This is a genomic window from Bradyrhizobium tropiciagri (assembly GCF_018130505.1).
Taxonomy (GTDB): Bacteria; Pseudomonadota; Alphaproteobacteria; order Rhizobiales; family Xanthobacteraceae; genus Bradyrhizobium; species Bradyrhizobium tropiciagri_B.
The window spans coordinates 795,299-818,712 of record NZ_JAFCKH010000001.1; the positions used below are offsets into that span (position 1 = coordinate 795,299).

Here is a 23,414-nt window from a genome sequence, read left to right on the forward strand (position 1 = left end):
ACGTGATCATCGACTGCCACGCCCATCTGGTCCCCCCGAGCCTGCTCGACGCCATCCGCGCGGACAAGGCGAAGTTTCCCTCGATCCGGCTGGTCGAGGACGGCGGCAGCCTCGGCTTCTCCTTTGCGGGAAACAAGCCGACGCGCCCGGTCTCCAAGCCGCTCAGCGACATTGCGGCGCGATTGCAGTGGATGGACGCTCAGAAGATCGAGCGCCAGGTCGTCGGCGGCTGGCTCGACATGTTCGGCAACGAGATTCCGGCCGCCGAGGGTGAGCAGTGGGCTCGCCTGATCAACACCCACCTGGCGCAGGCGGCGAAGGAGCAGCCGCGCTTCATTCCGCTGGCGACGGTGCCGCTGCAGGATGGGATCCGCGCCGCGGCGGTTCTGCGCGATGCCCACAAGGATGGCTTCAAGGGCGTCATGATCGGCACCCAGCCGAAGGGCAAGGGTGGCGTGCTCGACGATCCGACGCTGACGCCGTTCTGGGAAGCCGCCAACGAGCTCGGTTCGATCATCTTCATCCACCCGGTGTTCGAGAGCGGCGACGATCGCGTGCATGACTACGGCATGGCGAATGCCGTCGGTCGCATCACCGACACCCTGATCGCGATGTCGCGCCTGATCTATGCCGGTCACGTCACGCGCTATTCGAACATGAAGATTGTCGCCGGCATCGGCGGTGCGGCGCTGCCCTACGTCATCGGCCGTCTCCGCCGGAACTATTCGCTCGACAAGGACAAGCTCGGTGATCCCGATGCAGCGCTTGCCGCGATGTATTACGACACCATCGTGCAGGACACCCGCGCGCTGCGCTATCTCGCCGACGTGGTCGGCGCCGATCGCATCATGATGGGATCGGACATGCCGTTCCCGATCGGCGATCTCGCGCCATTGAAGATCGTCCAGGACACGTCGTTCTCGGACGGGGAACGCGCTTCGATCAATGGCGGTCTCGCCCAGCGTCTGTTTGGTCTCTGAGAGGACGACATGAAGCTCGATATCGGCGGCAGTGAAACGATCCCGGCTCCGGTGGACGCCCTCTGGGTTGCCCTCAATGACCCCGCCGTCCTCATCCGTTGCATCCCCGGGTGCAAGAGCATGACGGAGACGTCGCCCGACGCGTACAAGGTCGAGATGCAGCTTCGCGTCGCCGCGGTCGGCGGCTCGTTCGAAGGCGCGATCAGCCTGTCGGACAAGGATGCTCCGAAATCCTGCAACATCCAGGTGTCGGGGAGCGGTTCGCTCGGGCACGGCAACGGCACGGCGCGGTTCGACCTCGAGCCCGAGGGTGACGGCACCAAGCTCACCTACAAGGGCAATGGCGAGATCGGCGGCCTGGTCGCCGGTGTCGGCCAGCGCATCCTGATGAGCGTGTCGAAGCATCTGATCGGCCGCTTCTTCGTCGCGCTCCGCAAGGAGTTCGAGGCATCCGCCTCGAAGGGAGTGGCGTAAGGCATGGATCGCGCATCAGGCCGCATCGAACGGATTGAAGTCGAGCCCGGGGTCCGCCTCGCGGTCGAGGCGCCGGTCATCGACCGTGGCAAGCCGATCGTCATGCTGAGCAATTCGATCGGCGCCGATCTCTCGATGTGGGACGAGTTGCTTGCGCGGCTGGCCGGCTCCGTCAACTTCGTGCGTTACGACACCCGCGGTCACGGCGGATCGGACGTCCCGGCGGGGCCTTACAGCCTCGAGCGGCTCGGGCGCGATGCGGTGGCGATCCTCGATGCCCTCGAGATCGACCGGGCCGTGTTCTGCGGCTTGTCGCTGGGCGGCCTGACGGGCATGTGGCTCGGCGCCAATCACGCCGAGCGGCTGTCCGGTCTGGTGCTTGCCAATACGGCCGCGAACTTTCCGCCGGCCTCGCTGTGGCAGGATCGCGCGGCGTCGGTCCGCGCCGGAGGCATGGGCTCGCTGGTGGCCGCGACCCTCGATCGCTGGTTCACCAAGTCGTTTCAGGCACGCTCGCCGCAACGCATGGCCGAGCTGGCCGCGATGATCGGCGCTACGCCGTCGGAAGGCTATGCCGCCTGCTGCGAAGTGCTTGCCGCAGCCGACATGAAGCCGCGTCTCGGCGAGATCGCGTGTCCGGTTCAGGTGATCTGCGGTGCGCATGACCCATCGACGCCGCCTGCCCGTGGTGAGGAGATCGTCGCGGGCGTCAAGGGTGCGACGATGGTGACGCTCGACGCCGCACATATTTCGGCGATCGAGGCGGCCGATGCGTTCGCGCACGAGCTGACGCAATTCCTGTCGCGTGTCGAGGGCGCGACGACATTGTCATTGGGAGGGAAAACATGAACAAAGTCGGATTTGCGTTGGGTTTGCTGCTTGCGGCCGCCACGGCAACGCCAACGGTGGCGGCCGATCTTCAGAAAATCTCCATCGTGGTGTTTGGCGCGCCGTCGCTCGGGGCATTCCTGCCACCGGTCATCAAGGCGCAGAAGCTGGACGAGAAGAACGGCCTTTCGATCACCTTCGAGGAGCGAACCCCGGATGCCTACACGGCCCAGTTCAACTCGGGTGAATTCAAGGTCGGCGGCAGCGCCGCGCTGCTGACGGTTGGTCTCGCCGACGTGCGCGGCGTCAAGGTCACCTACCTGTTCAACCTGTTCGACTATTGGGGCGCGGTCGTCACGTCGCGCCCGGACATCAAGTCGCTGAAGGACCTCGAAGGCAAGGATCTGGCCGCGGCGAAGGGCACCACGAACTACGTGATGTTCGACTGGTTCGCTCGCCAACTCGGCGTCGATACCGCCAAACTCTCCGTCGTCAATACCGCAACGCCGGGACTGGTTGGTTACGCGCTCGCCGACCGCGCCACGGCCGTGCAGCTCTGGGAGCCGGCCTATACCACGTTGCACGCCAAGAAGCCCGACATTCGCCTGCTCGATCTGCAGATCAAGGACAGCTGGAAGAAGCTGTCGGGAAGCACCAACATTCCCTATCTCGGCGTTGCCGCGCATGTCGACTGGGCCGAGCAGCACAAGGCCGAGATTCCGAAGCTCTACGCCGCCTACAAGGAAGCGGCGGAGTGGGTCGCCGCTCATCCTGACGAAGCAGCCAAGTTGATCAGCGCCAAGGGCAGCGCGGACGACCGCAAGGCCATCGCCGAATTGATCCGCGCCAATGATCGCCTCGGCATGAACCTTCGTACCGCGGCCGAAGTGAGCAAGGAGATCAGGGCGGTCTACGACGCCGGCAAATCGATCGCCTTCCTCCCGTCCGATCCCTCGGCGGCCACCATCTATCAAGGACCGATGAAATGACAGCCGCACAGCTCGAGAGCTCGAGTGCATCGCGACTGGGCATGACCGCGCTGCGCGGTGCGATGTCCTATGTCTTGCCGTTCGCCGTCGTGGCCGGACTGTGGCAGTTCGCCTCGCTGTTCTTCCCGCCGTTCCTGTTTCCGTCGCTGGTCGACGTCTTCGCCCGCTTCGTCAGCATCGTGACCGAGTGGTCGCAATTCGTCGACGTGCTGGCGACCGTGCTCCGCATCCTGGCCGGACTTGCGGGCGCCTTCCTGATCGGCGCGGTTCTCGCCGTGCTGATGGCGCGCTCGCGGATGATCCACGATTTCCTGTCGCCGATCCTCACCTTGTTTCAGGGCATTCCGGCGCTGTCCTGGGTCGTGTTCGCGATCATCTGGTTTCACGGCATCGAGCCGCGCATCTTCTTCATCATGGTGATGACCACGCTGCCGGCGTTCTCGTTCCAGGTGTTGAGCGCGCTGCGGGCGATGTCGCGGGACCTGACCGAGATGGTCATGAGCTTCCGTCCGTCGCGCAGCAAGCTGTTCACGGCGATGATCATCCCGGCCGTCCTTCCGGATATTCTCACGGCCTGGAAGGTCAATCTCGGCAACGCCTCTCGCGTCGTCGTGGTGGCGGAGCTGGTCGGCGCCACCGGTGGCGTCGGCTACCAGCTGCTGCAGCAGCAGCAGGTGTTCGACATGGCGGGCGCGCTCGCCTGGACGCTGCAGCTCGTGGTCTTCGTCCTGATCGTGCAAGCGATCCTGACGCTGATCGAGAACGTTGCCTTCCGCTACCGCGCAGCCTCGGAGCGCACGCTATGACGTCGGTGACCGGAATGGAAAATTGCGTCATCTCGCTCGACAAGGTGTCGAAGGTCTTCGGCAAGGCCAATAGCGCCGGCTTCTATACGGCGGTCGACAATCTGGACCTTAAGGTCGCTCAGGGGCAGATGCTGGCCCTGCTCGGCAAGACGGGCTGCGGAAAGTCGACGATCTTCAACATGATCGCCGGCCTGACCGAGCCGTCCGAAGGGCGCGTGACGGTCAGCGGGCATGACCCGTTCCGCGAGTTCGACGCGTTCAGGGGCAAGATGGCGATCGTCTTTCAGGGCGACCGCCTGCTGCCCTGGCGAACCGCAATCGAGAATGTCGAGCTGGGTCTCGAGATCCTGGGCCAGTCGGCGAAGCAGCGCCGCAGCCACGCGATGAGCTGGCTCGAGCGGCTCGGCCTGCGCGGCCATGAGCACGACTATCCTCACGCCCTGTCCGGCGGCATGCGGCAGCGTGTCTCGATCGCGCGCGCCTTTGCGACCAACGCCAACCTGCTGCTGTGCGACGAGCCATTCTCGGCGCTGGACGAAATGACCGGCAAGCGGCTGCGAACCGAGTTCGTCAAGCTGGTGAAGGAGAACGGCAAGACCGCGGTCTTCATCACGCACTCCATCAACGAGGCGCTGGAAATCGGCGACCGGATCGTGGTGCTTAAGCGTCCGGCGACCATCGCCATCGATATCCCGCTGACGTCGGAGACGAGGGACGATGCGAAGGAGGCCATTCGCAGCCGGATTCAGGGAGCGCTTGCGGCCTAGAACAAAAACCTGGGAGGGGAACATGAGTGCGAAGATGACACGCCGCGATGCAATTGCGGCGGGTGTGGGAGCTGTTGCCGTCACTAGCAACGTATCGGCCGCGATGGCGGCATCACCGGGAAAGACCTTCGTGCTCGTGCATGGCGCGTGGCACGGCGGATGGTGCTGGCGGCCGGTGGCGGACTTGCTGGAGGCGCAAGGACACAAGGTTTTCACGCCGACACTGTCGGGCCTCGGTGAACGGTCGCATCTGCTGACCCGCGAGGTGAATGTCAGCACCCATGTCGTCGACGTCGCCAACGTGATCGCCTGGGAAGATCTCCAGGACGTCGTGCTCGTCGGCCACTCCTATGGCGGGCTTGCGATCAGCGGGGTCGCAGACAAGATGGCGGATCGAATCTCGTCCATCATCTTCCTCGATGCATTCCTGCCGGAGGACGGCGACAGTTTGCTCGAAAAGTCCTCACCCGCGTTCAAGTCGGCGATCGAGGCGGCGCTGGGCCGCCAGGACCCATCCTTCAAGGCACCGCCGGCGGCTGCCTTCGGTGTGCAGGACGAGAAGGATCGCGCCTGGGTCGATTCCAAGACCACGCCGCAGCCGATCGGCACCTATACCGAGAAGCTGCGAGTGCTCGGTGGACGCGAGAAGATTGCGAAGAAGACCTACATTCGGGCCAAGGGTTATGCCAGTCCGACCTTCGACGGCAACGTCGCCAAGCTGAAGGACAAGACAGGCTGGAAGCTTGTCGAGTTGCAGACAGGCCATGACGTCATGGTGATCGCGCCAAAGGACCTGGCGAAGCTGCTGATCGAGCTGTCTTGAACAGTCGACAACAAGAAGAAACGGACAGGGGAGGGATTATGCGTAGGGCGATTGCCTTCGGGCTCTTGATGCTTGGTATCTGCGCCGTGAATCGCGTCGGCGCGGAAGAGTGGCCGAAACGATCGCTCACGATGATCAATCCATTCGCCGCCGGCGGCCCCAACGATGTGCCGGCGCGCCTCTTCGCGCAGCGGATGGGCGAGGTTCTCGGCCAGGCCGTCATCGTCGAGAATGTCGGCGGCGCCGGAGGGATGAACGGCGCCAGTCGCGTCGCCAAGGCGGATCCGGACGGCTACACGTTTCTTCAGGGCACTGTCGGGACGCAGGCGCAGAACCAGTCGCTCTACAAGAGGCCGTCCTATGACTCGACGAAGGACTTTGTGAGTGTCGGCCTGTTCCTGGAAGCGCCGCTGGTGCTGGTCGTTCGCAAGGACCTGCCGGTCAATTCCATGCAGGAATTCGTCGCCTACGCCAAGGCCAATGGCGACAAGATGCAGTTCGCCTCCGCCGGCGCCGGCTCGGCCATCCACCTCGGCTGCGCCTTGATGAACTCGGTCACGGGATTGAATGTCGTTCACGTGCCTTATCGTGGCTCCAACCCCGCGATGCAGGATCTTGCGAGTGGTCGGGTCGATTACCTCTGCGACATCGTGACGACGGCAAAGCCGCAGATCGACGGTGGAGCTGTGAAGGCCATTGCAGTTCTCGACGACGAACGCTCGGAGGCGTTGCCGAACGTTCCGACGGCTCGTGAGCAGGGTTTCGAGGTCAGGGCATATACGTGGAATGCCTTTTTCCTGCCCAAGGGTACTCCGCAATCGATCGTGGCAACGCTCAATCATGCCGTGGTGGAAACGATCAAGACGGACGATATCAGAAAGAAGCTCGGCGCCGTCGGCCTCAGGCTTGTCTCCGAGGAACGGGCGTCGCCGGAATACCTCGACCGCTTCGTGAAGGACGAGATCGAAAAATGGGCCGGGCTGATCAAGGCCAGCAAGATCAGCATGGATCAATAGCCGGAACGATCGGCGATCTGGGCTGATGGATCGAAACGAGGCCTGAGCCCTGTCAGGCCGCTACGCCAAGCGGCGTACTCAAACCTGCATTCTCGCGGAAATGCTTCGGCATAAATGCCGCTCGCCCCATTGAAGGGTTCGTCGTAACCCGGTCCCGCTTTGCGGTCGTCGGTGCCAGGCAGATTCTCGCCGGTACATCGGCCCACCGCTGAGATCAGGAAGCCGCTGCGGCGGCGCAGGCATTGCAAGCGCAATGCGCCCGCAACGGATCGCACACACGCCATGGGTCGCTCGAGCATGAAGAGGCATTGCGTGCTCGCCTTTGCGCTCGCGGTGATTGCTACCGTTCCGGCTGCTGCACAAGATCTGCCGGCCCAGGTCGGCTGGCGCTATGACGAGGACTGGTCGGTCTTGCGCGATCGGAATCCGGCCGCGCTCCCCGACTGGATACCAGCAAAGTACCGGCCGCTCTCCGCCGATGGCAGCAGTTGGATCAGCACGGGTGTCGAAGCTCGCGCGCGATACGAAGGGTACCAGAACAATCTATGGGGCAGCGCGCCGGCGCCGGATGACGGATATTTGTGGCTCCGGCTGATGCCGCACGCCGACATTCATGCCGGGCCGGTTCGTGCATTCGTTCAGGGCATTGCCGGCTACGTTGTCGGGCTCGAAACGCCGCCCGGACCCGCCGACCAGACCGGCGTCGATCTGCTGCAGGGATTCGGCGAAGCCGTTGTTCCTGTCGGAGATGCGATGGTCACGCTTCGAGGCGGCCGTGAGCTGATATCGCTCGGGTCCGAGCGGCTGGTCGGCACGCGTTACGGCCCGAACATTCCCCAACCCTTCGATGGCGTCCATGTCATCGCCGACGTTGCGCCGATTCGGCTTCAACTGATGCGCGTCGATCCCGTGGCGATAGGCCCGGGCAACTTCGATGATCACGCGTCTGATACCCGCTCTCTGACGGGAGCCTACGCCACCCTGCAGCCGGGCGGCACCGGCGTCGATGCCTATGTCCTCGATTTTCGTAACCGGAATGCCCAGTTCGAACAGGGAACGGGCGATGAGCACCGCCAAACCGTTGGCGTCCGGGTGTTCGGCGAGCGGGGTCCGTGGAGCTGGAATTGGGAGCTGATGGAGCAGTTCGGGCGGTTCTCGGGTGAGCCGATCCGCGCCTGGTCGCTCGGGACCGAAACAGCGTACCGGATCGAGCCCGTCACGTTTCGCCTGCGTGCGGACATCATCAGCGGCGATCACGATGCCGCCGACCATGTGCTTCAGACCTTCAATCCAATGTTTCCCAAGGGCAAGTACTTCGGCGAGCTCACACCTCTCGGCCCGAGCAACATCGTCAACGTCCATCCCGGGATCGATTTCGACCTCGGCCACAATCTGACGATCGGCTTTGCGGCGATCGCATACTGGCGGCAGAGCCGGGGTGACGGGATTTACGGCATTGCCGGAAATCTGCTCCGCGCCGGAAATCGGAGTGATGCCCTCCACATCGGCGATCAGCAGGAAGTGGTGCTCAACTGGCACCCGCACCCGCTCGTCAACGTCCTGGCTTCATATTCGCTGTTTGAGCCCGGCGAGTTCATCCGCCAGACGGGTCCCGCCCAGACCATCCACATGATCGGATTCGAGGTGATGTACCGCCTATGACGGTGCCACTCGACCGGCCGCGTCAGACGTAGAACCCAGTCTTTCCCAAAGATAGCGCTATTATAATTATGCGACCTTAGAATGTCGGCGCTCCGGATTATGGCTTGACATTAGTGCAATCGATTGCATATTGGTGCAATCGATTGCATAAGGGAGTCGAGCATGGATGGAGCAGATCGTTCGTTATCTCCTGGCGGCGGGATCATCGATCGTCTCGATGATGTCACCCCGGCGGTGCTTCGGGCCATGTCCGGCGCGGGGGACAAGCGACTTCGAGAGCTGCTCGACGCTCTCGTGAGGCATCTCCATGCCTTCGCGCGGGAGACGAGGCTGACCGAACAGGAGTTCGAGTTCGGAATCGAGTTCCTCAACCGCATCGGCAAGGCGACTCACGCGAGCCATAACGAGGGTGTCCTGTTCTCGGACGCGATCGGCCTGTCGACGTTGGTCTGCATGATGAACAACGGTAACGCCGGTGCGACGGAGACCGCGTCTGCGTTGCTTGGCCCGTTCTGGCGCGCAAACTCACCGCACACCGAAAACGGAAGCTCGATCGTCAGGTCGCCGACGCCGGGCCCCGAACTGTTTGTCGATTGCGTGGTCGTCGATCCCGCCGGCAAGCCGATCGAAGGCGTCGAGGTCGACGTCTGGCAATCGTCTCCGATCGGCCTCTACGAGAACCAGGACGAAACGCAGGCCGACATGAATCTGCGCGGCAAGTTCACAACCGACGCGCGCGGCCGGTTCAGTTTCCGCTCGGTGAAGCCGGCAGGATATCCAGTCCCGACCGACGGTCCGGTCGGCGACATGCTTCGCGCGCAAAGGCGGCATCCCTACCGGCCGGCGCACATGCACTTCCTGGGCTTCAAGCCCGGCTTCAAGACACTGATCACCCAGATATTCGTCGACGACGACCAGTATCTGGAAAGCGACGTGGTTTTCGGCGTCACACGCGCTCTGGTCGGCGACTACAGCCGGCACGACGGCGGTACCCCACCGGCGGAGGGCGTTGGCGCGCCCTGGTACACGCTGACGCATCGCTTCGTCATGGAGCCGGGCGATGCGATCCTTCCCAAACCCCCAATCGAGTAATGAGGATGAGTGCCATGTCCATGGGCGGCAAGGCCGTGCTCGTCGTCGGCGGAGCCGGCAGCATCGGCGCTGTAGTCGCAAGGCGTTTCGCGGAGATCGGCGCGCAGGTCGTGATAAGTCATCGCGATGTGCCGGAGGAGGCCGCCGCGGCGCAACGCGTCGTAACGTCGCTTCCGGGCGAAGGGCACTTCGCCTCCGTTGCTGATGTTGCTCGATCGGACACGCTGACGGCGTTGCGGAGCGTGATCGAAGCACGCTGTGGACGGCTTGACGTCCTGGTCAACGCGGCGGGGTTCACCAAGCCGGTTCCCCATGCCGACCTCGAGGGCCTCGACGACGAACTGATCGACCGCATGTTCGCGGTGAACTGGCGTGGCCAGTTCGCGACCATTCGCACCTTCGCGCCGCTGCTGAAAGCATCGGGCGACGGGCTCATCGTGTCGATCTCGTCGATCGCGGGGACCAACGGCATCGGGTCGTCGATCGCCTACTGCGCGGTCAAGGCCGGCATCGATGTCATGACCAAATCCCTCGCGCGCGTGCTGGCGCCCGAGGTTCGGGTGCTCGCCGTGGCACCCGGCGTCGTGGACACACAATTTGTGCCGGGACGCGGTGCCGACTTCAACCAGAAGACGGCGGCGACAACCCCGCTCAAGCGGGTGGCGACGGCCGATGACATCGCGTCCGCGATCTTCGCCTGTTCGACCCATCTCACTTTTTCTACCGGCACGACCATCGTGGTCGACGGTGGCCGTTCGCTCTGAAGGTGCAAGCCATGCGATCTCCTCGTGACCATGTCATCATCACATGCGCCGTGACCGGCAATCTGACGACGCCGGAGCAGACGCCGTATTTGCCGATCACACCGCTGCAGATCGCGGATGCCTGTCTCGGTGCCGCGGATGCCGGCGCCGCGATTGTGCATATTCACGTCCGGGATCCGGCGACCGGCCGTCCTTCGATGTCCCTGGACCATTACGCCGAGGTGATCGAGCGAATCCGCGCACGGAATCCGGAGCTCATTCTCAACGTCACCACGGGCCCGGGCGGCCGGTTCGTTCCCTCCCATGACGAGCCGAAGCTCGCAGCGGAGGGCACGACGCTGATGCTGCCGGAGCGCAGGGTCGAGCATATCGCCGCGCTCCGCCCCGAGATCTGCACGCTCGATCTGAACACGATGAATTCAGGCAAGGAGGTGGTGATCAATACGCCCGGCAACGTCCGGCGGATGGCGAAGGTCATCTCCGACGCCGGCGTGAAACCCGAGATCGAGCTGTTCGATTCCGGAGATATCGCGTTGATGAAGGACCTCCTAGCGGACGGTACCTTGCAGGGGCCGATCCTGTGTTCCTTTGTGATGGGAGTTCGCTACGGCTTCCAACCCGGACCGGAGACCGTGCTCTACGCACGTAATCTGCTGCCGAGCGACGCCGAATTCACGGCGATCGGAATCGGCAAGGCCGCATTCCCGTCGGTTGCGCTATCGTACCTGGCAGGCGGTCACGTGCGGGTCGGCCTGGAGGATTCGGTCTATCTCTCCCGCGGGCAGTTTGCCAAGTCGAATGGGGAGATGGTGACGAAGGCGCGCCGCATCGTCGAGGATCTCGGCGGTCAGATCGCGACCTGTTCGCAGGCCAGAGAGATCGTCGGCCTGGCGACGCCGCGCACTGCTACGCGCGTTGCGCAGGAGAACCGGACATGACACTCACCCTTTCTGACGCGGGCAGCGCGCCCATGATCGTCGAGGCGGATTGCGTGAGGATCAACGCAAAGGCGCCGAATGTGAACGCCGTGAGGCTGGCGCGGGAGACGCGAACGATCCGCCGCGGGCAGGGCGAAGTTCTGGTCCGGATCGAAGCTGCGGGCGTCAATCCATCTGACGTCAAGGCCACGACCGGGCTGATGCCATACGCGGTCTTTCCTCGGACTCCCGGTCGGGATTTTGCCGGCACGGTCATCGACGGTCCTGCAAGCTGGCTTGGCCAGGCGGTGTTCGGCAGCTCCGGCGACCTCGGAATCCGTCGCGATGGATCGCACGCCTCGCATCTTGCCGTTGAGGCCGATGCGCTGGTGCGCAAGCCCGGCGGAATGTCGATGGAAGAGGCGGCCGGGATCGGCGTGCCGTTCGTCACCGCGATCGAAGGCTTTCGGCGCACCGGAATGCCAAAGCAAGGGGAGTTCGTCCTGGTGTTCGGGGCGAACGGGAAAGTAGGCCAGGCAGCCGTTCAGATCGCGACCTCGCGAGGCGCCAACGTGATCGGCGTTGTCCGCAAGGACGAGCCGTATCAGGGGCACGCAAACACGGCGATCGAAGTCATCAACTCCGCAGCGGTCGAGGTGCCGAAAGCTGTCCTCGGGCTGACGGGAGGACGAGGCGTCGACATCGTCTTCAATACGGTCGGCGATCCCTACTTCCAGGATGCCAACCGTTCGCTGGCCAAGGATGGCCGACAGATCCTGATCGCCGCGGTCAACAGGATCGTCGAGTTCGACATATTGGCGTTCTATCGTGCCCGCCACACCTATGTGGGTGTCGATACGCTCGGCTTTTCGTCGATCGAGAGCGCGAACGTGTTGCGCAGCATGATGCATGGGTTCGACGATGGCTCGCTTCGGCCATTCCCGATCGTGCCGACGTCGATCTATTCGCTGGGGGACGCCGAGGCTGCGTATGCGGCCGTGATCGGATCGTCCCGCGACCGCATCATCCTGCGGCCGGGGAGCTGATCGATGCACGTCGTCCGCTTCGCGGAAGCGCCCGGCTATGATGCGCCGGGTCACCACGACATGAAGATGGTTCGGCTCCAGGGCCGGGAGGCCGGTCCTGCCGAAACGATGTGGATCGGCGTTTCCGTGATCGCTCCCGATGGCGGAACCGTATTATCCGCTTCGCCTCAGGAGAAGATGTATGTCGTCCTCGAGGGCGAGGTGCATGTCTCGAACGGTTCGGAGGAGGTTGTGCTGGGCCGGTGGGATTCCTGCCGCATCGAGCCGGGTGAGGATCGCCGTCTCACCAACAGAAGCAAAACGCCCGCGAGCCTGCTTCTGGTCATGCCGCTGAGCGCGGAAGAGCGCCCGGCGCAGGGGCGATAGCGGAACGGTTCGAAATTCGTTCCGCCGGGACGATGGTGGAGCGTTGCCGGTCGTATGACAGCGCGGACCGGCGCTCATGCGCACTCGTCAGCTGATCAAACCCAATGTCTGGACTGCGATCATCATGTCGATCGCGAGCAGCACCAGCGGGTACTCCAGCCGCATCAGGCTGCGATCCCTCGCGAACGTCACGATGACGCCGAGCAGAATGATCGCCGCGAGGGCGCAACCCAGCATTCGGAACGGAACGACGATCAAGGCGATCGCGGCGGCCCATTCGGCGAGCCCCACGGACATCCGCAGGCCATCCGAATATCCCCATTTGGCAAACTCCTCCCGGATGAAATCCGGGCCGGCGAGGTTGAGCCCGCCCGCCCAGATCAACACCGCCGATAGCAGGATCGGTAGCAAGTGGCTGCTGATCATCAGCGATCAGCGTCCCTTGGGCAGGGCGGCAATCATGTCGAGCTCGACGCGCGCGCCCGGCGTGGAAAGCTGATTGATGCACACCGTGGTGCTCGCGGGCGTCCAGCTGCCGAAATATTCCTTCAACACGGCCACCATTCCATCCTGGTCGCGGATATCGGTCAGATACTTCGTGACCTTGACGACGTCGGTCCAGGCCAGCCCCTCATGGTCGAGAATCGTCTTGATCGTCTCCATGGCGCGCCGCGTCTGGTCCTCGATCGAATTGGGATGATCGTGCTCGCTCAGCGCGTGCGGATGCTTGTGATAGAGCGGCGAGGGCGTTGCGCCGGAAATGAAGAGCAGTCCGCACGGGCTCTCCACCCGTATCGCCGGCGCGTAGGGCATGTCGACCTTGCGCTCGGGAATGGTCTGAACTTCCTTGATCTCGGGATTGGTGGGGGACGTTGCGAACGCGGGTTTGCGAGTCATCTTCAGTGTCCATCCGTCTGTTTTTTGCGAGAGCGACCAATTGATCGACCGCATCATACGCTCGATTGATAAAATCTGCAATCGCTTGCAAAATTGTCGCAGCAGTGTCTGCTGTTCGCGTTGGTGCTGGACTGTTCAATCAAAGCACTGAAAATACTTACATTAATCCACTTCTGAATACAGATGAGCGTATCTGGCTCGGAATCCCCAGGCGCCTGCAACAATAATTTCGACTTGTTTATGCAATCGATTGCGGTATTGTCATTGCAACCGAGCTAAACGTCACTCACGGCGGGATGGATACGTGAAACCCAAAGAGCGATCGCAGTGTGGCTCTGTCGATGAAGCGAGTTCGTTCGCGTCGGTGACAAATTCCGACGCCGGCGGTGCGCCGCTGTTGCGCCTCGCGAACATCCGCAAGTCGTTCCCCGGCGTGCATGCGCTCAGGAACGCATCGCTCGACATCCATGCCGGCGAGGTCCACGTCATCCTCGGTCAGAATGGCGCCGGCAAATCGTCCCTGATCAAGGTGCTGTGTGGCGCCTACATCGCCGACGGCGGAGATATCGAATTCGGCGGCAAGAAAGTATCTGTCCGCGGTCCCGCCGATGCCAGCGCGCTTGGCGTCGCCGTGATCTTCCAGGAGTTCTCGCTCGCGCCGTATCTCGACATCGCGCAGAACATCTTTCTCGGGCGCGAGCAGGGCTTCATGCGTCTCGGCCTGGTCGACAAGGCGGCGATGCGCCGGGCAGCACGCGACATTCTCCGTCAGCTGGGACTCGACTACGATCCCGCGACGTTCGCAGCCGACCTCGGAGTCGCGCAGCAACAGATGGTCGAGATCGCCAAGGCGCTTTCCCAGAACGCGCGCATCCTGGTGATGGACGAGCCCACCGCGGCGATTTCGGAGCGCGAAGCCGACAGGTTGTTCGAGGTGATCGAGCGGCTCAAGCGTCAGGGCGTCGCGATCGTCTACATCTCCCATCGCATGAAGGAGGTTCAGGCGCTCGGCGACCGCATCACCGTCATGCGCGACGGCGCCGTCGTCGATAGCTTCCAGCGCGGCCAGGTCAGCGCGGAAGAGATGGTGCGCGCGATGATCGGCCGTTCGCTGGACTCGCTGTCGCGACGCGAGCCGCGCCCCGCAGGAGCCGTCGTTCTCGCTGCGCGTCATCTGCGCACCGCGAAGCTCGCTGATATCTCGTTGGAAGTCCGCGCCGGCGAGGTCGTCGGTCTCGCAGGGCTGGTCGGCTCGGGTCGCACCGAAGTGGTCCGTGCGATCTTCGGCGCAGATCCGCTGACCGCGGGAGACCTGGAATTCGACGGGGCGCCGCTGGCAGCGCGTCCCGATCGCAGCGCACGCAAGGGTATGGCGTTGTTACCGGAAGATCGCAAGCGGGAGGGGCTGGCGCTGCCGCTGGCGGTTCGCGACAACGCCACCGCCGCTTCGATGTGGCGGCTGTTCCGTCGCGGCTGGTTCAGCCCGGCGACGGCGGAGCGCGTGTGCGCCGACCTGATCGGGCGTCTCAAGGTCGCGACGCCGGGAAGCGCCCAGTTGGTGCGGCATCTCAGCGGCGGCAATCAGCAGAAGATCGTTCTCGGCAAATGGCTCGCGGCCGGCTCACGCCTGTTCATGCTCGACGAACCGACCCGCGGCGTCGATGTCGCAGCCAAGGCGGAGATCTACCGGCTGATCGACGAGCTGGTGCGCGACGGGGCGGCCGTGCTGATGATCAGCTCCGAGCTGCCGGAGCTGCTGCATCTCTGCGACCGCGCCTATGTGATGCGGGACTATCGCATCGTCGGCCACCTCGACCGCGACAATCTCTCCGAGAGGGCCATTCTGGATCTGGCGGTGCATCATGTCTGATCAAACGCTCCCGGGCTCTCCGGTTACTGTCGGCGGATATCTTGCCCGCGTCCCCGGTGTCGCCTTCATCCTGCTGGCGATGGTCGTGGCGTTCCAGATCGGAAACCCGCGCTTTCTCTCCATTACCAATCTGTCGAATGTCGGCTTGCAGGCCTCGCTTCTCCTGATGCTGGCTCTGCCGATGACACTGGTCATCCTGACGTCCGGCCTCGATCTATCGGTCGGGGCGCTGATCGGGCTCGCCGCGGTGATCATCGCGACCCTGCTGGTTGCCGGATGGAGCATCTTCTCCGCGCTGGCCGCCGCCGTGGCCCTCGGGCTCGTGGTCGGGCTGTTGAACGGATTCATGATCAGCTACCTCGCGCTTCCCGCCTTTGTGGTGACTCTAGGCACGATGGGGCTTTGCGAAGGGCTGGCCCTTGCGCTGACGAACGGCGAGCCGATCGGAGGATTCACGCCGGCGCTCGAGGCATTCTACCGCGCGGCGGTGTTCGGCATTCCTGTCCCGGTGCTCGTGGCGGCGGCATTCTACGGCCTGCTGTACCTCGTGCTCTATCGCACGCGGTTCGGGATCTACATCTTCGCCGTCGGCGGCAACAAGGATGCCGTTCACCTTGCGGGCATCAGGGCCAATCTCGTCCACATGGCGGTTTACGTTGTCTGCAGCGTCTCGGTTGCCCTTTCGGCGGTGCTGCTGCTCGGCCGTACCAACTCCGCTCACCCAACGGTCGCGGTCGGCATGGAGTTCGAGGCGATCGCCGCGGTCGTGCTTGGCGGAACGTCGTTCGAGAAGGGGCAGGGGTGGCTGTTCGGCACCGTGCTCGGTGTCCTCGCGATCACCGTGCTGCGCAACGGGCTCAATGTTCTCTCGGTCGAACCATCGCTGCAGGTGGTCTGCGTCGGCGTACTGCTGATTGCTGCATTGCTGATCGACCGCAACCGCAAACGGCCTGTCGCGAGGATCACAGAATGACCACACTCCAGGCTCCCGTGTCGACTGCTCTGCCGGCCGTTCCGGTCCCCATGCTGGTTCGTTTGGCCATCATCGTGGTGATCTGTGTTGCGCTCTCCCTGATCAGTCCGGCCTTCGCCACCATCGACAATGCCCTCAACCTGCTGCGGCAGGCGAGCCTGCTGTTCCTGGTGGCTTCCGGGCTCACTTTGGTCATCATCGGTGGCGGACTCGATCTGTCGATCGGTGCCAATCTGACCTTGTGTGCATGTCTGTCCGCATCGGTGATCAAGCTGACCGGACAACCGGTCGCCGGGGTTGCCGTTGCGCTTGGCTGCGGCACGCTCGTCGGCCTGACCAACGGCCTCTTGATCAATCGCCTCAAGATCCCGGCTTTCCTGGCGACGTTCGGCATGCTGTGGGTCGCGCAGGGAATTGCCTATTGGTTCATGGCCGGCCAGGTGATCTACGGGTTTCCTGCCGCGTTTCGGTTCTTCGGCGGCGGCTTCTGGCTCGGCGTGCCTGTCCCGATCTGGGTGATGCTGGCCGTCGGCGCCGGATGCCTGATCTTCCTCACGCGCACCACGATCGGCCGCGAGGTGTATGTGATGGGCGCCAACGAGGCGGCGGCATCACTGTCGGGAATCCCGATCGCCCGCCGCCGCATGTTGCTGTACGCGCTGAGCGGCTTTGCCGCCGGGCTCGCCGCTCTGATCTATGTGGCGCGGCTGAACGCTGCCGAGCCGGGTATCGGCGAGCCGCTGCTGTTGCCCGCGATCGCGGCCGTTCTGGTCGGCGGCACCTCGCTGTTCGGCGGCAGCGGCAGCATCCTCGGGACGCTGTCGGGTGCCGTCATTCTCACCCTGATTGTCGCGGCCCTCAATCTGCTGAATGTCGGTTCCGCTTGGCATCCGTTTGTCACCGGAGCCGTCATCCTGCTCGCGATGCTGACCGATGCATTTGCGGCGCGCCGCGCCGGTCACTGAATTTCCGAACGTCGGTTGTGCGCGCGGAGTGGCGCGACAGCCGACGGCGTCAACAACGAGGAGGAATCCAATGCGGAACAAGATCACCGTCACTCTCACCGTCGCTGCCCTGGCGTGGCTCGGTTCGTCGCACAGCACGCTGGCCGATGGCGAAATCGTCGCCGCCTTCACCAAGAACCAGGTCGATCCGCATTTCGAGGGTGTGCGGGCCGGCGTGGAGCAGATGGCAAAGAAGATGCACGCAACGGTTCGGCAATACGTCCCCACGAAGCCGAACAACATCACGGAAGGCATGTCGCAGCTCGAGGATGTCGGCGTGACCAAGCCCGCGGTCATCCTGTTCATGCCGATCGACCCGAAGGCGCAGCTGCCGACGATCAAGCGCCTGATCGAGGGCGGCACGCCGATCGTGAACTACAACGACAAGGCCGGCGACGCTCCCTATCTCTCCTTTGTCGGCGAGGATGACTACAAGCTGGCTTACGACATCGCCAAGACGCTGTTCGAGCACCTCGGCGGCAAGGGCAACGTGGTCATCCTGGAAGGCGTCAAGGGATCCAACACCGGCGACGAGCGCAAGCGTGGCTTCGATGCGGCACTCAAGGAATATCCGAACATCAAATTGCTCGCGTCGCAGCCGGCGAATTTCCAGCGTCTGCTGGGCCTGCAGGTGATGGAGAACTTCATCCAGCAGTTCAGCGACATCGACGGTGTGCTTTCGGCGGCGGATGCGTCGGCGTTGGGGGCGGCGGAAGCGCTGAAGTCGGCTGGCCGGACCAAGACCGCCGTGGTCTCGATCAATGGCGTGCCGGAAGCGGTCGAAGCCGTCAAGGAAGGCAGCCTGCTGGCGATCGCGGAGTTCAACGGCTTCAAGATCGGCTGTGTCGCAACGGAGATCGGCCTGCGGGCCATTCGTGGTGAAAAGACGCCGAAGCGCCTGCTGATTCCCGGCGCAATCATCACCAAGGCCAACTTCGCCGAGTGGCTGGTCCCGTACGACAAGCGCACCTGTCCGACCGCTGAGAGCTACGCCGCCGGGCAGTGACGACAGCCGGCAGGGCTCCCGATCGGAGTCTTGAGGATGGGGACGAGAAAGCCGATCTGCCCGACTAGCGAAGCCGCCGCTCGCGCGCCTGACCGGTCGCGGGCCAAAGAACGGCTACTTCGTCGAAGGCGGAGCCGCGGTGGATTTGCGCACGATGAGCTTCGGCGGCAGCACGACGTTGCGGGCGGGAGCGTCGGGCTGCTCGATGGCCTGGTGCAGCAGATCGGCGGCTTGCCGCCCCATTTCACGATGGCTGATTCTGATCGTGGTCAATGCGGGCGCGACCATGTCCACGAGGGGCATGTCGTTATGTCCGATGATCGAGATGGCACCCGGGCAGCTCAGACCGCGCTCATGCAGCACGTCGTAGGCGCCAAGCGCAAGGAGGTCGTTCGCAGCGGCGATCGCGGTGATGCCCCGGTGCGTGTCGAGCAGGCGCCGCATGGCAACGGCGCCCGCCTCGCGGGTGAAGGCGTCGGCAACTTCGCAAGGGGCGGCCGCCGCGTCAAAACCGTTCGCCGCCATTGCCTGGGCAAAGCCTCTGCGGCGCAGGAAGCCGGTCGAATGTCTGGTCGGGCCGGCCAGGTGGGCGATCCGCTTGTGCCCCAGTTCGCTCAGATGATCGACGGCAAGCTGCATGCCGAGCGCATCGTCGGACACGACAGCCGAGAGCCGGGACTGGGTTTCGGCCCGGTTGACCAGCACGGCGGGCAGATTCCGCTCGATGCAGTACGCGACCAAAGGGTCATCGCGACTGACGGTCGCGAGGATCAGGCCATCGACCCGCCTCGCCATCAGCTTCGCGACAAGGTCGATCTGCCGCCCTTGCTCGTTGCCGACGTCGGAGACGATGACCGAATAGCCCTGCTCATCAAGCCGCTCGGTCGCTCCGCTCAGGATCGGGGCGAATACGGTGTTCGCGATGTCGGGAACCAGAATGCCGACCAGCGAAGACCGGCCGGTGCGCAGGCTGGCTGCGACGGGATCAGGCTGATAGCCGAGCTTCTTTGCGGCCTTCAAGATTCGCTCGACCACCGCCGGCATCACCATCGAGCGGGTAGCTGGATTGAGGGCGCGCGAGACCGTCGATGCGTGAACGCCGGAGAGCTCCGCCACCTCCTTCAGGGTGATGGTCGTCCGTTTGCCGTTCCGTTTGCCAGCCATGGGTGCGAACGTGATACTGCTGATGCTACGACCCGAATCCCGGGACCTCCGGCAGACTTTACCGGACCGGAGAGCGGCCTTGCAATCGATTGTTCCGCGGAACTAGCGTCGTTAGAGATGAATCTCCCAGCCTGCTGATGGCCCATTGATGCTTGATCTGAAGGACGTCTTCTTTTTCGTTCAGATCGTCGACCGCGGCGGTTTCACGTCGGCGAGCAAATCGCTTGGCCTTGCCAAGTCCACCCTGAGCAATCGCATCAGGGACCTCGAGGACGTGCTGGGTGTTACGCTGCTGAACAGAACGTCGCGCCGCTTCGGGGTGACCGAGGTCGGCATGCAGTTCTACCACTATGCCCAGACCCTGCTTCAGGCCGCGGAAGTTGCCGAAGAAGCGGTGCGCCAGCGTGCGAGCGAGCCGAGCGGCGTGATCCGTATGACCGCTCCGATCGAGATAGCGCAGTTCGCGCTCGGCGATCTTCTGGCGGCGTTTCTCAAGAAATATCCCAAGGTCCGGATCGTCGAGATCGCGACCGATACCTTGGTGGATATCGTGGCCGACGGATTCGACCTGGCCTTGCGCGGGCACAGATCGCCGCTGGAGGACTCATCACTTGTCCAGCGATGCGTCGCGCGCGCGCCGTGGGTTCTGTTCGCCAGTCCGGGCTATCTCGACGCCAGAGGCGTTCCGGCGACCCCGGACGAGATATCCACGCATGACACGCTCGCCATCACGCAGGGTGGATCGTCGAACTGGGAATTGCTTGCAGCCGACGGTCGCAAGCATTCCGTTCGGATCGTCCCGCGGCTGCAAAGCAACAACATGGTGGCGCTCAAGGAGGCGGCGTGTGCCGACCTCGGAATTGTTGCTCTGCCCGGGTATGTCTGCAGGGACGAGATCGCTGCGGGAAAGCTCAGGCAAGTCCTGCCCGGCTGGATCGCTGCTGATGCGCGGGTCTCGGCTCTGATCCCCTACAAGCGTGGCCTGCTTCCCGCAGTCCGAGCGCTGGTCGACTTTCTTGCCGACGAAATGCCGCGCGTGACCGCATTCGAGCCTGCGGCAGCACAGGGACCTCAACCAAAGTCATCGAGACGCCGGGCACGCTGAGAATCACCCCGATCCGAGCGTTCGACAGGCTGCACGCAGCGTTCGGCAGCGGCACTCTTCTTCCCGTTCAGCAGACCTGCAACTCTCGCACGCCGCCGACGGCGCGTTGCACTTACGCGGCTGTCGCGCGGATGCATTGGCACCGTTTGGTGAAGGGAGGATGCGATGGACTTTGTTGTCAGGCCGATGACCGACGAGCAGCGCAAGTCGATCGCGCTGGAGTATCTGCTCAGATTAGATCGGGGTGAGGACCTGATCGATCTCTTCGATGCAAAGGCGCGGGTTCATTTTCCGAAGTGGGGCGTTGCGAACGGCAAGGACGAGATACAACGCCTTTTTGCCGACCTCGGGAGAATCATTGGTTCGATCACCCATCATCACGCGCACCTGAATGTCGTCATCAAGGACGACCTTGTCGTCGTCGAGGGCGCAAGTCACGGAACGACGACCGACGGAGTCGAATGGCGCGCCGGAATTACCCATGCCGGCTTGTGGTGTGATGTATTCGAGATCCGGGATTTTCGAATTCATCGCCTGCACATCTACCTCGATCCCGACTATTGGGACGCCGACACCGCGCGCTATCCCTGGTTGGTGAGCCGGTAGGACGCGTCCAGGCTTGCCCTTCGTTCAGTAAACCGAACGCTGTGTTCTCCGGGCGGCGTCTTCCTGTTCTTGCTCAACCCTGCAATCCTCGTGACGGGAAGGGCGTCCGGCGGATTGGCATTTGAAGGTCCAAGATGAACAATATGGTCGTCAGCGGTGTCAACAATCAGGTCTTCGTGGCCAGCAATCTTGCGCGCATCGAGCAGTTCTATTCGGTGCTGCTGGGATTGCCCGTGGTCAAGAGAACGGTCCATCATCTCGATCCACGCCTGCCGGTGATCACCTTCGGATTTCGAACCTTCAAGGGCGAGCCGCGCCGCGGGCATACCATCAGCTACATCGAATGGAATCCCATCTTCTACACGATGCCGGAAGCCGGCTTCGTTGACCGGGAGGCCACGATCGCGGGCGTGGCATCTCCGCGCGTCGGCGATCCAAAGGGACGTTGGGGTGCCGGCACCAATCATCATCTTGCGCTTCACGTTCCGACGCGGAACGGGCTGCTGAAATGGAAGCGCCGCCTGACCGACCTAGGCCTGCACGTCACCGGCCCCTACAATCGGCAGTATTTTCACGCGATCTATCTGCGCGATCCGGACGGGGCGATCATCGAGATCGCAACCACGGAGCCGGGATTCGGTCACGACGAGGCGGTGCTGGGCTCCGGCTTTCGTCCGCAACCGAAGGAAAACCTGATCGGTGGACGCGACGAGCTCTTGACGGCTTCCGAAACCTGGCCTCAGCCGGCACCGGCGATTACCGACGACTTCGCGCTGCGCGGCTTCCACCACTTCACATCGATCTCATCGAATGCCGAACGGACGGAAAAATTCTTCGTCGAGACCGTCGGATTGCGCTTGATCAAGAAGACCGATTACCTGGATGAGAAGGGCGGCACACATTACTACTACGGCTGCGATGACGAACTCTCTCCAGGTTCGGTCCTGACATTCTTCGGGCTGCCGGGCTACAGCACGGGCCGCCTCGGGACCGGCCTGTCGCATCACTTCTCGCTCGAGGTGGAGAACGATGCCGCGCTCGCTCACGAGCATGAACGCTTGCGGCGAGCTGGAGTGCGAATCTCGGATATCCAGAACGCGGTCTACAGCAAGCTGTTCTTCTTCAGGGATCCGGACGGGCACATCTGCGCAATCTCCACGCCCACCGTGCTGACGGTCGACGAGCCCCAAGACGAACTCGGACAGCGGCTGTGTCTGCCGCCCGAGGTCGAGGAGCGCCGCATCGAGATCGAGCGCAATATAGCGCTCCGTCCCGCACCGGTTCCTGTTCCGGCGGGTTGACGGAGTACGGGCCCGGGAATTCTGGCGGCTGGGTCAGACCCAGCCGCCGTCGGCGATGTAGTTCTGGTTGGTGCAGGCGCCGCTGTCGTCGGCCGCGTAGAACAGCACGACGCGGGCGATGTCGTCGGGCATCAGCTTGCGCTTGATGCATTGGCGCTGCATCAGCTCGGCCTCGGCTTCCGGCGTCAGCCAATGATCGAGCTGCCGCTGCGTCATGATCCATCCGGGGAGGATCGAATTGACCCGCACGTTGTCCGGCCCGAGATCGCGAGCGAGCGCCCGGGTCAGGCCCTGCACTGCCGATTTGGCGGTGGTGTAGCACGGCATGTTGCCCTGGCCGATCACCCAGCTCACCGAGCCGATGTTGACGATCGAGCCACCGCCGGCCTGCTTCATGTCCGGCGCGACCGCCTGGGCGCTGAAGAACTGATGCTTCAGATTGACCGCGAACCGCTCGTCCCAATATTCCGGCGTAACGTCCGCGATCGCGTGGCGGTCGTCGCGGGCGGCATTGTTGATCAGGACGGTGATCGGCCCGAGCGCCTCGCGGATGGCGACGATCGCACGCCGCAAGGCGGCGATGTCGCGCAGATCGGCGTGCTCGAAATGCGCGCGTGCCTGCGCCGGCAGGCTCGCCAGCAACTGCTGCGACGCCTTCGCATCGATGTCGATGAACCCGACCCGCGCGCCCTGGCCGATGAACTGGCGGACGATGGCCTCGCCGATGCCGGAACCACCGCCGGTCACCAGAACGGTGCGGTCCTTGAGGCTTGGATAGATGGCGCCTTGCATTGGGCATCCTCTCGATTTTGCGCCTGTACGGCGTCGGTTGGGTTGCCGCGGCGCGAACGAGACGCCGCGGGTCCGGGATATGTATCGTCGTGGACTTCAGCAGCCATGGCAACACGTTGATCAGCCTCTGTCCGTTCGCGATGGGCGAGATCTGCGCGGTCGAAAG

General features: G+C 63.5%; 25 protein-coding genes. 21 read left to right on the forward strand and 4 right to left on the reverse strand.

Going from position 1 to position 23,414, the window contains the following annotated elements; all coding sequences use genetic code 11:
* The first annotated feature begins 2 nt into the window (after positions 1–2).
* The 14 genes from JQ633_RS03590 to JQ633_RS03655 all read left to right on the forward strand — a co-directional run bounded on the left by JQ633_RS03590 (position 3) and on the right by JQ633_RS03655 (position 12,530).
* On the forward strand, positions 3–980 hold the full coding sequence (locus JQ633_RS03590) for an amidohydrolase family protein (RefSeq protein ID WP_211982407.1): 978 nt from the start codon (positions 3–5) through the stop codon (positions 978–980).
* 9 nt (positions 981–989) lie between these two features.
* The gene (locus JQ633_RS03595; RefSeq protein WP_211982409.1) at positions 990–1,454 is read left to right on the forward strand and encodes an SRPBCC family protein; all 465 of its coding nucleotides are present in this window, start codon (positions 990–992) and stop codon (positions 1,452–1,454) included.
* A 3-nt stretch (positions 1,455–1,457) separates the two neighbouring features.
* The gene (pcaD, locus tag JQ633_RS03600) at positions 1,458–2,303 is read left to right on the forward strand and encodes a 3-oxoadipate enol-lactonase (protein ID WP_211982411.1); all 846 of its coding nucleotides are present in this window, start codon (positions 1,458–1,460) and stop codon (positions 2,301–2,303) included.
* Positions 2,300–3,271 (forward strand): ABC transporter substrate-binding protein, encoded by a 972-nt coding sequence (locus JQ633_RS03605; RefSeq protein WP_211982413.1) that lies wholly within the window; start codon positions 2,300–2,302, stop codon positions 3,269–3,271. Before pcaD ends, JQ633_RS03605 begins: the two co-directional genes overlap by 4 nt.
* Positions 3,268–4,077 (forward strand): ABC transporter permease, encoded by an 810-nt coding sequence (locus JQ633_RS03610; protein ID WP_211982415.1) that lies wholly within the window; start codon positions 3,268–3,270, stop codon positions 4,075–4,077. Before JQ633_RS03605 ends, JQ633_RS03610 begins: the two co-directional genes overlap by 4 nt.
* Complete coding sequence (locus JQ633_RS03615) at positions 4,074–4,844, forward strand: ABC transporter ATP-binding protein (protein ID WP_211982417.1); 771 nt, start codon at positions 4,074–4,076, stop codon at positions 4,842–4,844. The genes JQ633_RS03610 and JQ633_RS03615 overlap by 4 nt, the downstream gene beginning before the upstream one ends.
* A 22-nt stretch (positions 4,845–4,866) precedes the next feature.
* Complete coding sequence (locus JQ633_RS03620; protein ID WP_211982419.1) at positions 4,867–5,667, forward strand: alpha/beta fold hydrolase; 801 nt, start codon at positions 4,867–4,869, stop codon at positions 5,665–5,667.
* Positions 5,664–6,683: a Bug family tripartite tricarboxylate transporter substrate binding protein gene (locus JQ633_RS03625; protein ID WP_211982421.1), complete on the forward strand. Its 1,020-nt coding sequence runs from the start codon at positions 5,664–5,666 to the stop codon at positions 6,681–6,683. Before JQ633_RS03620 ends, JQ633_RS03625 begins: the two co-directional genes overlap by 4 nt.
* Before the next feature lie 312 nt (positions 6,684–6,995).
* The gene (locus JQ633_RS03630; protein ID WP_211982423.1) at positions 6,996–8,345 is read left to right on the forward strand and encodes an alginate export family protein; all 1,350 of its coding nucleotides are present in this window, start codon (positions 6,996–6,998) and stop codon (positions 8,343–8,345) included.
* Positions 8,346–8,507: 162 nt separating this feature from the next.
* Entirely contained in the window at positions 8,508–9,437 is a 930-nt protein-coding gene (locus JQ633_RS03635; RefSeq protein ID WP_211982425.1) for a dioxygenase, read from the forward strand.
* A 14-nt stretch (positions 9,438–9,451) separates the two neighbouring features.
* Positions 9,452–10,201, forward strand: coding sequence for an SDR family NAD(P)-dependent oxidoreductase (locus JQ633_RS03640; protein WP_249158717.1), 750 nt, complete (start codon positions 9,452–9,454; stop codon positions 10,199–10,201).
* Between the two features lie 11 nt (positions 10,202–10,212).
* Positions 10,213–11,139, forward strand: coding sequence for a 3-keto-5-aminohexanoate cleavage protein (locus JQ633_RS03645; protein ID WP_211982429.1), 927 nt, complete (start codon positions 10,213–10,215; stop codon positions 11,137–11,139).
* Positions 11,136–12,164: a quinone oxidoreductase family protein gene (locus JQ633_RS03650; RefSeq protein ID WP_211982431.1), complete on the forward strand. Its 1,029-nt coding sequence runs from the start codon at positions 11,136–11,138 to the stop codon at positions 12,162–12,164. The genes JQ633_RS03645 and JQ633_RS03650 overlap by 4 nt, the downstream gene beginning before the upstream one ends.
* A 3-nt stretch (positions 12,165–12,167) precedes the next feature.
* Positions 12,168–12,530 (forward strand): cupin domain-containing protein, encoded by a 363-nt coding sequence (locus tag JQ633_RS03655; protein WP_211982433.1) that lies wholly within the window; start codon positions 12,168–12,170, stop codon positions 12,528–12,530.
* Between the two features lie 87 nt (positions 12,531–12,617).
* Here the strand turns inward: JQ633_RS03655 and JQ633_RS03660 are convergent, their stop codons facing one another.
* Positions 12,618–12,956 (reverse strand): DoxX family protein, encoded by a 339-nt coding sequence (locus JQ633_RS03660; RefSeq protein WP_211982435.1) that lies wholly within the window; start codon positions 12,954–12,956, stop codon positions 12,618–12,620.
* Between the two features lie 6 nt (positions 12,957–12,962).
* Positions 12,963–13,427, reverse strand: a complete 465-nt coding sequence (locus JQ633_RS03665; protein WP_211982437.1) for a RidA family protein — start codon at positions 13,425–13,427, stop codon at positions 12,963–12,965.
* 364 nt (positions 13,428–13,791) lie between these two features.
* On the opposite strand from JQ633_RS03665, the gene JQ633_RS03670 reads away from it, so the two are divergent.
* From JQ633_RS03670 to JQ633_RS03685, 4 genes are all read left to right on the forward strand, one after another.
* Entirely contained in the window at positions 13,792–15,297 is a 1,506-nt protein-coding gene (locus tag JQ633_RS03670; RefSeq protein WP_211982438.1) for a sugar ABC transporter ATP-binding protein, read from the forward strand.
* Positions 15,290–16,270, forward strand: coding sequence for an ABC transporter permease (locus tag JQ633_RS03675; RefSeq protein WP_211982440.1), 981 nt, complete (start codon positions 15,290–15,292; stop codon positions 16,268–16,270). Before JQ633_RS03670 ends, JQ633_RS03675 begins: the two co-directional genes overlap by 8 nt.
* Positions 16,267–17,235: an ABC transporter permease gene (locus JQ633_RS03680; protein WP_211982442.1), complete on the forward strand. Its 969-nt coding sequence runs from the start codon at positions 16,267–16,269 to the stop codon at positions 17,233–17,235. The genes JQ633_RS03675 and JQ633_RS03680 overlap by 4 nt, the downstream gene beginning before the upstream one ends.
* A gap of 70 nt (positions 17,236–17,305) precedes the next feature.
* Positions 17,306–18,280 carry a sugar ABC transporter substrate-binding protein gene (locus JQ633_RS03685; protein WP_211982444.1) on the forward strand — a complete coding sequence of 325 codons (975 nt, stop codon included), beginning with the start codon at positions 17,306–17,308 and terminating at the stop codon, positions 18,278–18,280.
* Between the two features lie 114 nt (positions 18,281–18,394).
* Here the strand turns inward: JQ633_RS03685 and JQ633_RS03690 are convergent, their stop codons facing one another.
* Positions 18,395–19,444 (reverse strand): LacI family DNA-binding transcriptional regulator, encoded by a 1,050-nt coding sequence (locus tag JQ633_RS03690; RefSeq protein WP_211982446.1) that lies wholly within the window; start codon positions 19,442–19,444, stop codon positions 18,395–18,397.
* Positions 19,445–19,592: 148 nt separating this feature from the next.
* On the opposite strand from JQ633_RS03690, the gene JQ633_RS03695 reads away from it, so the two are divergent.
* From JQ633_RS03695 to JQ633_RS03705, 3 genes are all read left to right on the forward strand, one after another.
* Positions 19,593–20,549 (forward strand): LysR substrate-binding domain-containing protein, encoded by a 957-nt coding sequence (locus JQ633_RS03695; RefSeq protein ID WP_211982447.1) that lies wholly within the window; start codon positions 19,593–19,595, stop codon positions 20,547–20,549.
* A gap of 165 nt (positions 20,550–20,714) precedes the next feature.
* Entirely contained in the window at positions 20,715–21,155 is a 441-nt protein-coding gene (locus JQ633_RS03700) for a nuclear transport factor 2 family protein (protein ID WP_211982449.1), read from the forward strand.
* Between the two features lie 134 nt (positions 21,156–21,289).
* Positions 21,290–22,456 (forward strand): VOC family protein, encoded by a 1,167-nt coding sequence (locus JQ633_RS03705; protein WP_211982451.1) that lies wholly within the window; start codon positions 21,290–21,292, stop codon positions 22,454–22,456.
* 33 nt (positions 22,457–22,489) lie between these two features.
* On the opposite strand, the gene JQ633_RS03710 is transcribed toward JQ633_RS03705, so the two are convergent.
* Positions 22,490–23,248: an SDR family NAD(P)-dependent oxidoreductase gene (locus tag JQ633_RS03710; RefSeq protein WP_211982453.1), complete on the reverse strand. Its 759-nt coding sequence runs from the start codon at positions 23,246–23,248 to the stop codon at positions 22,490–22,492.
* Positions 23,249–23,414: the final 166 nt, after the last annotated feature.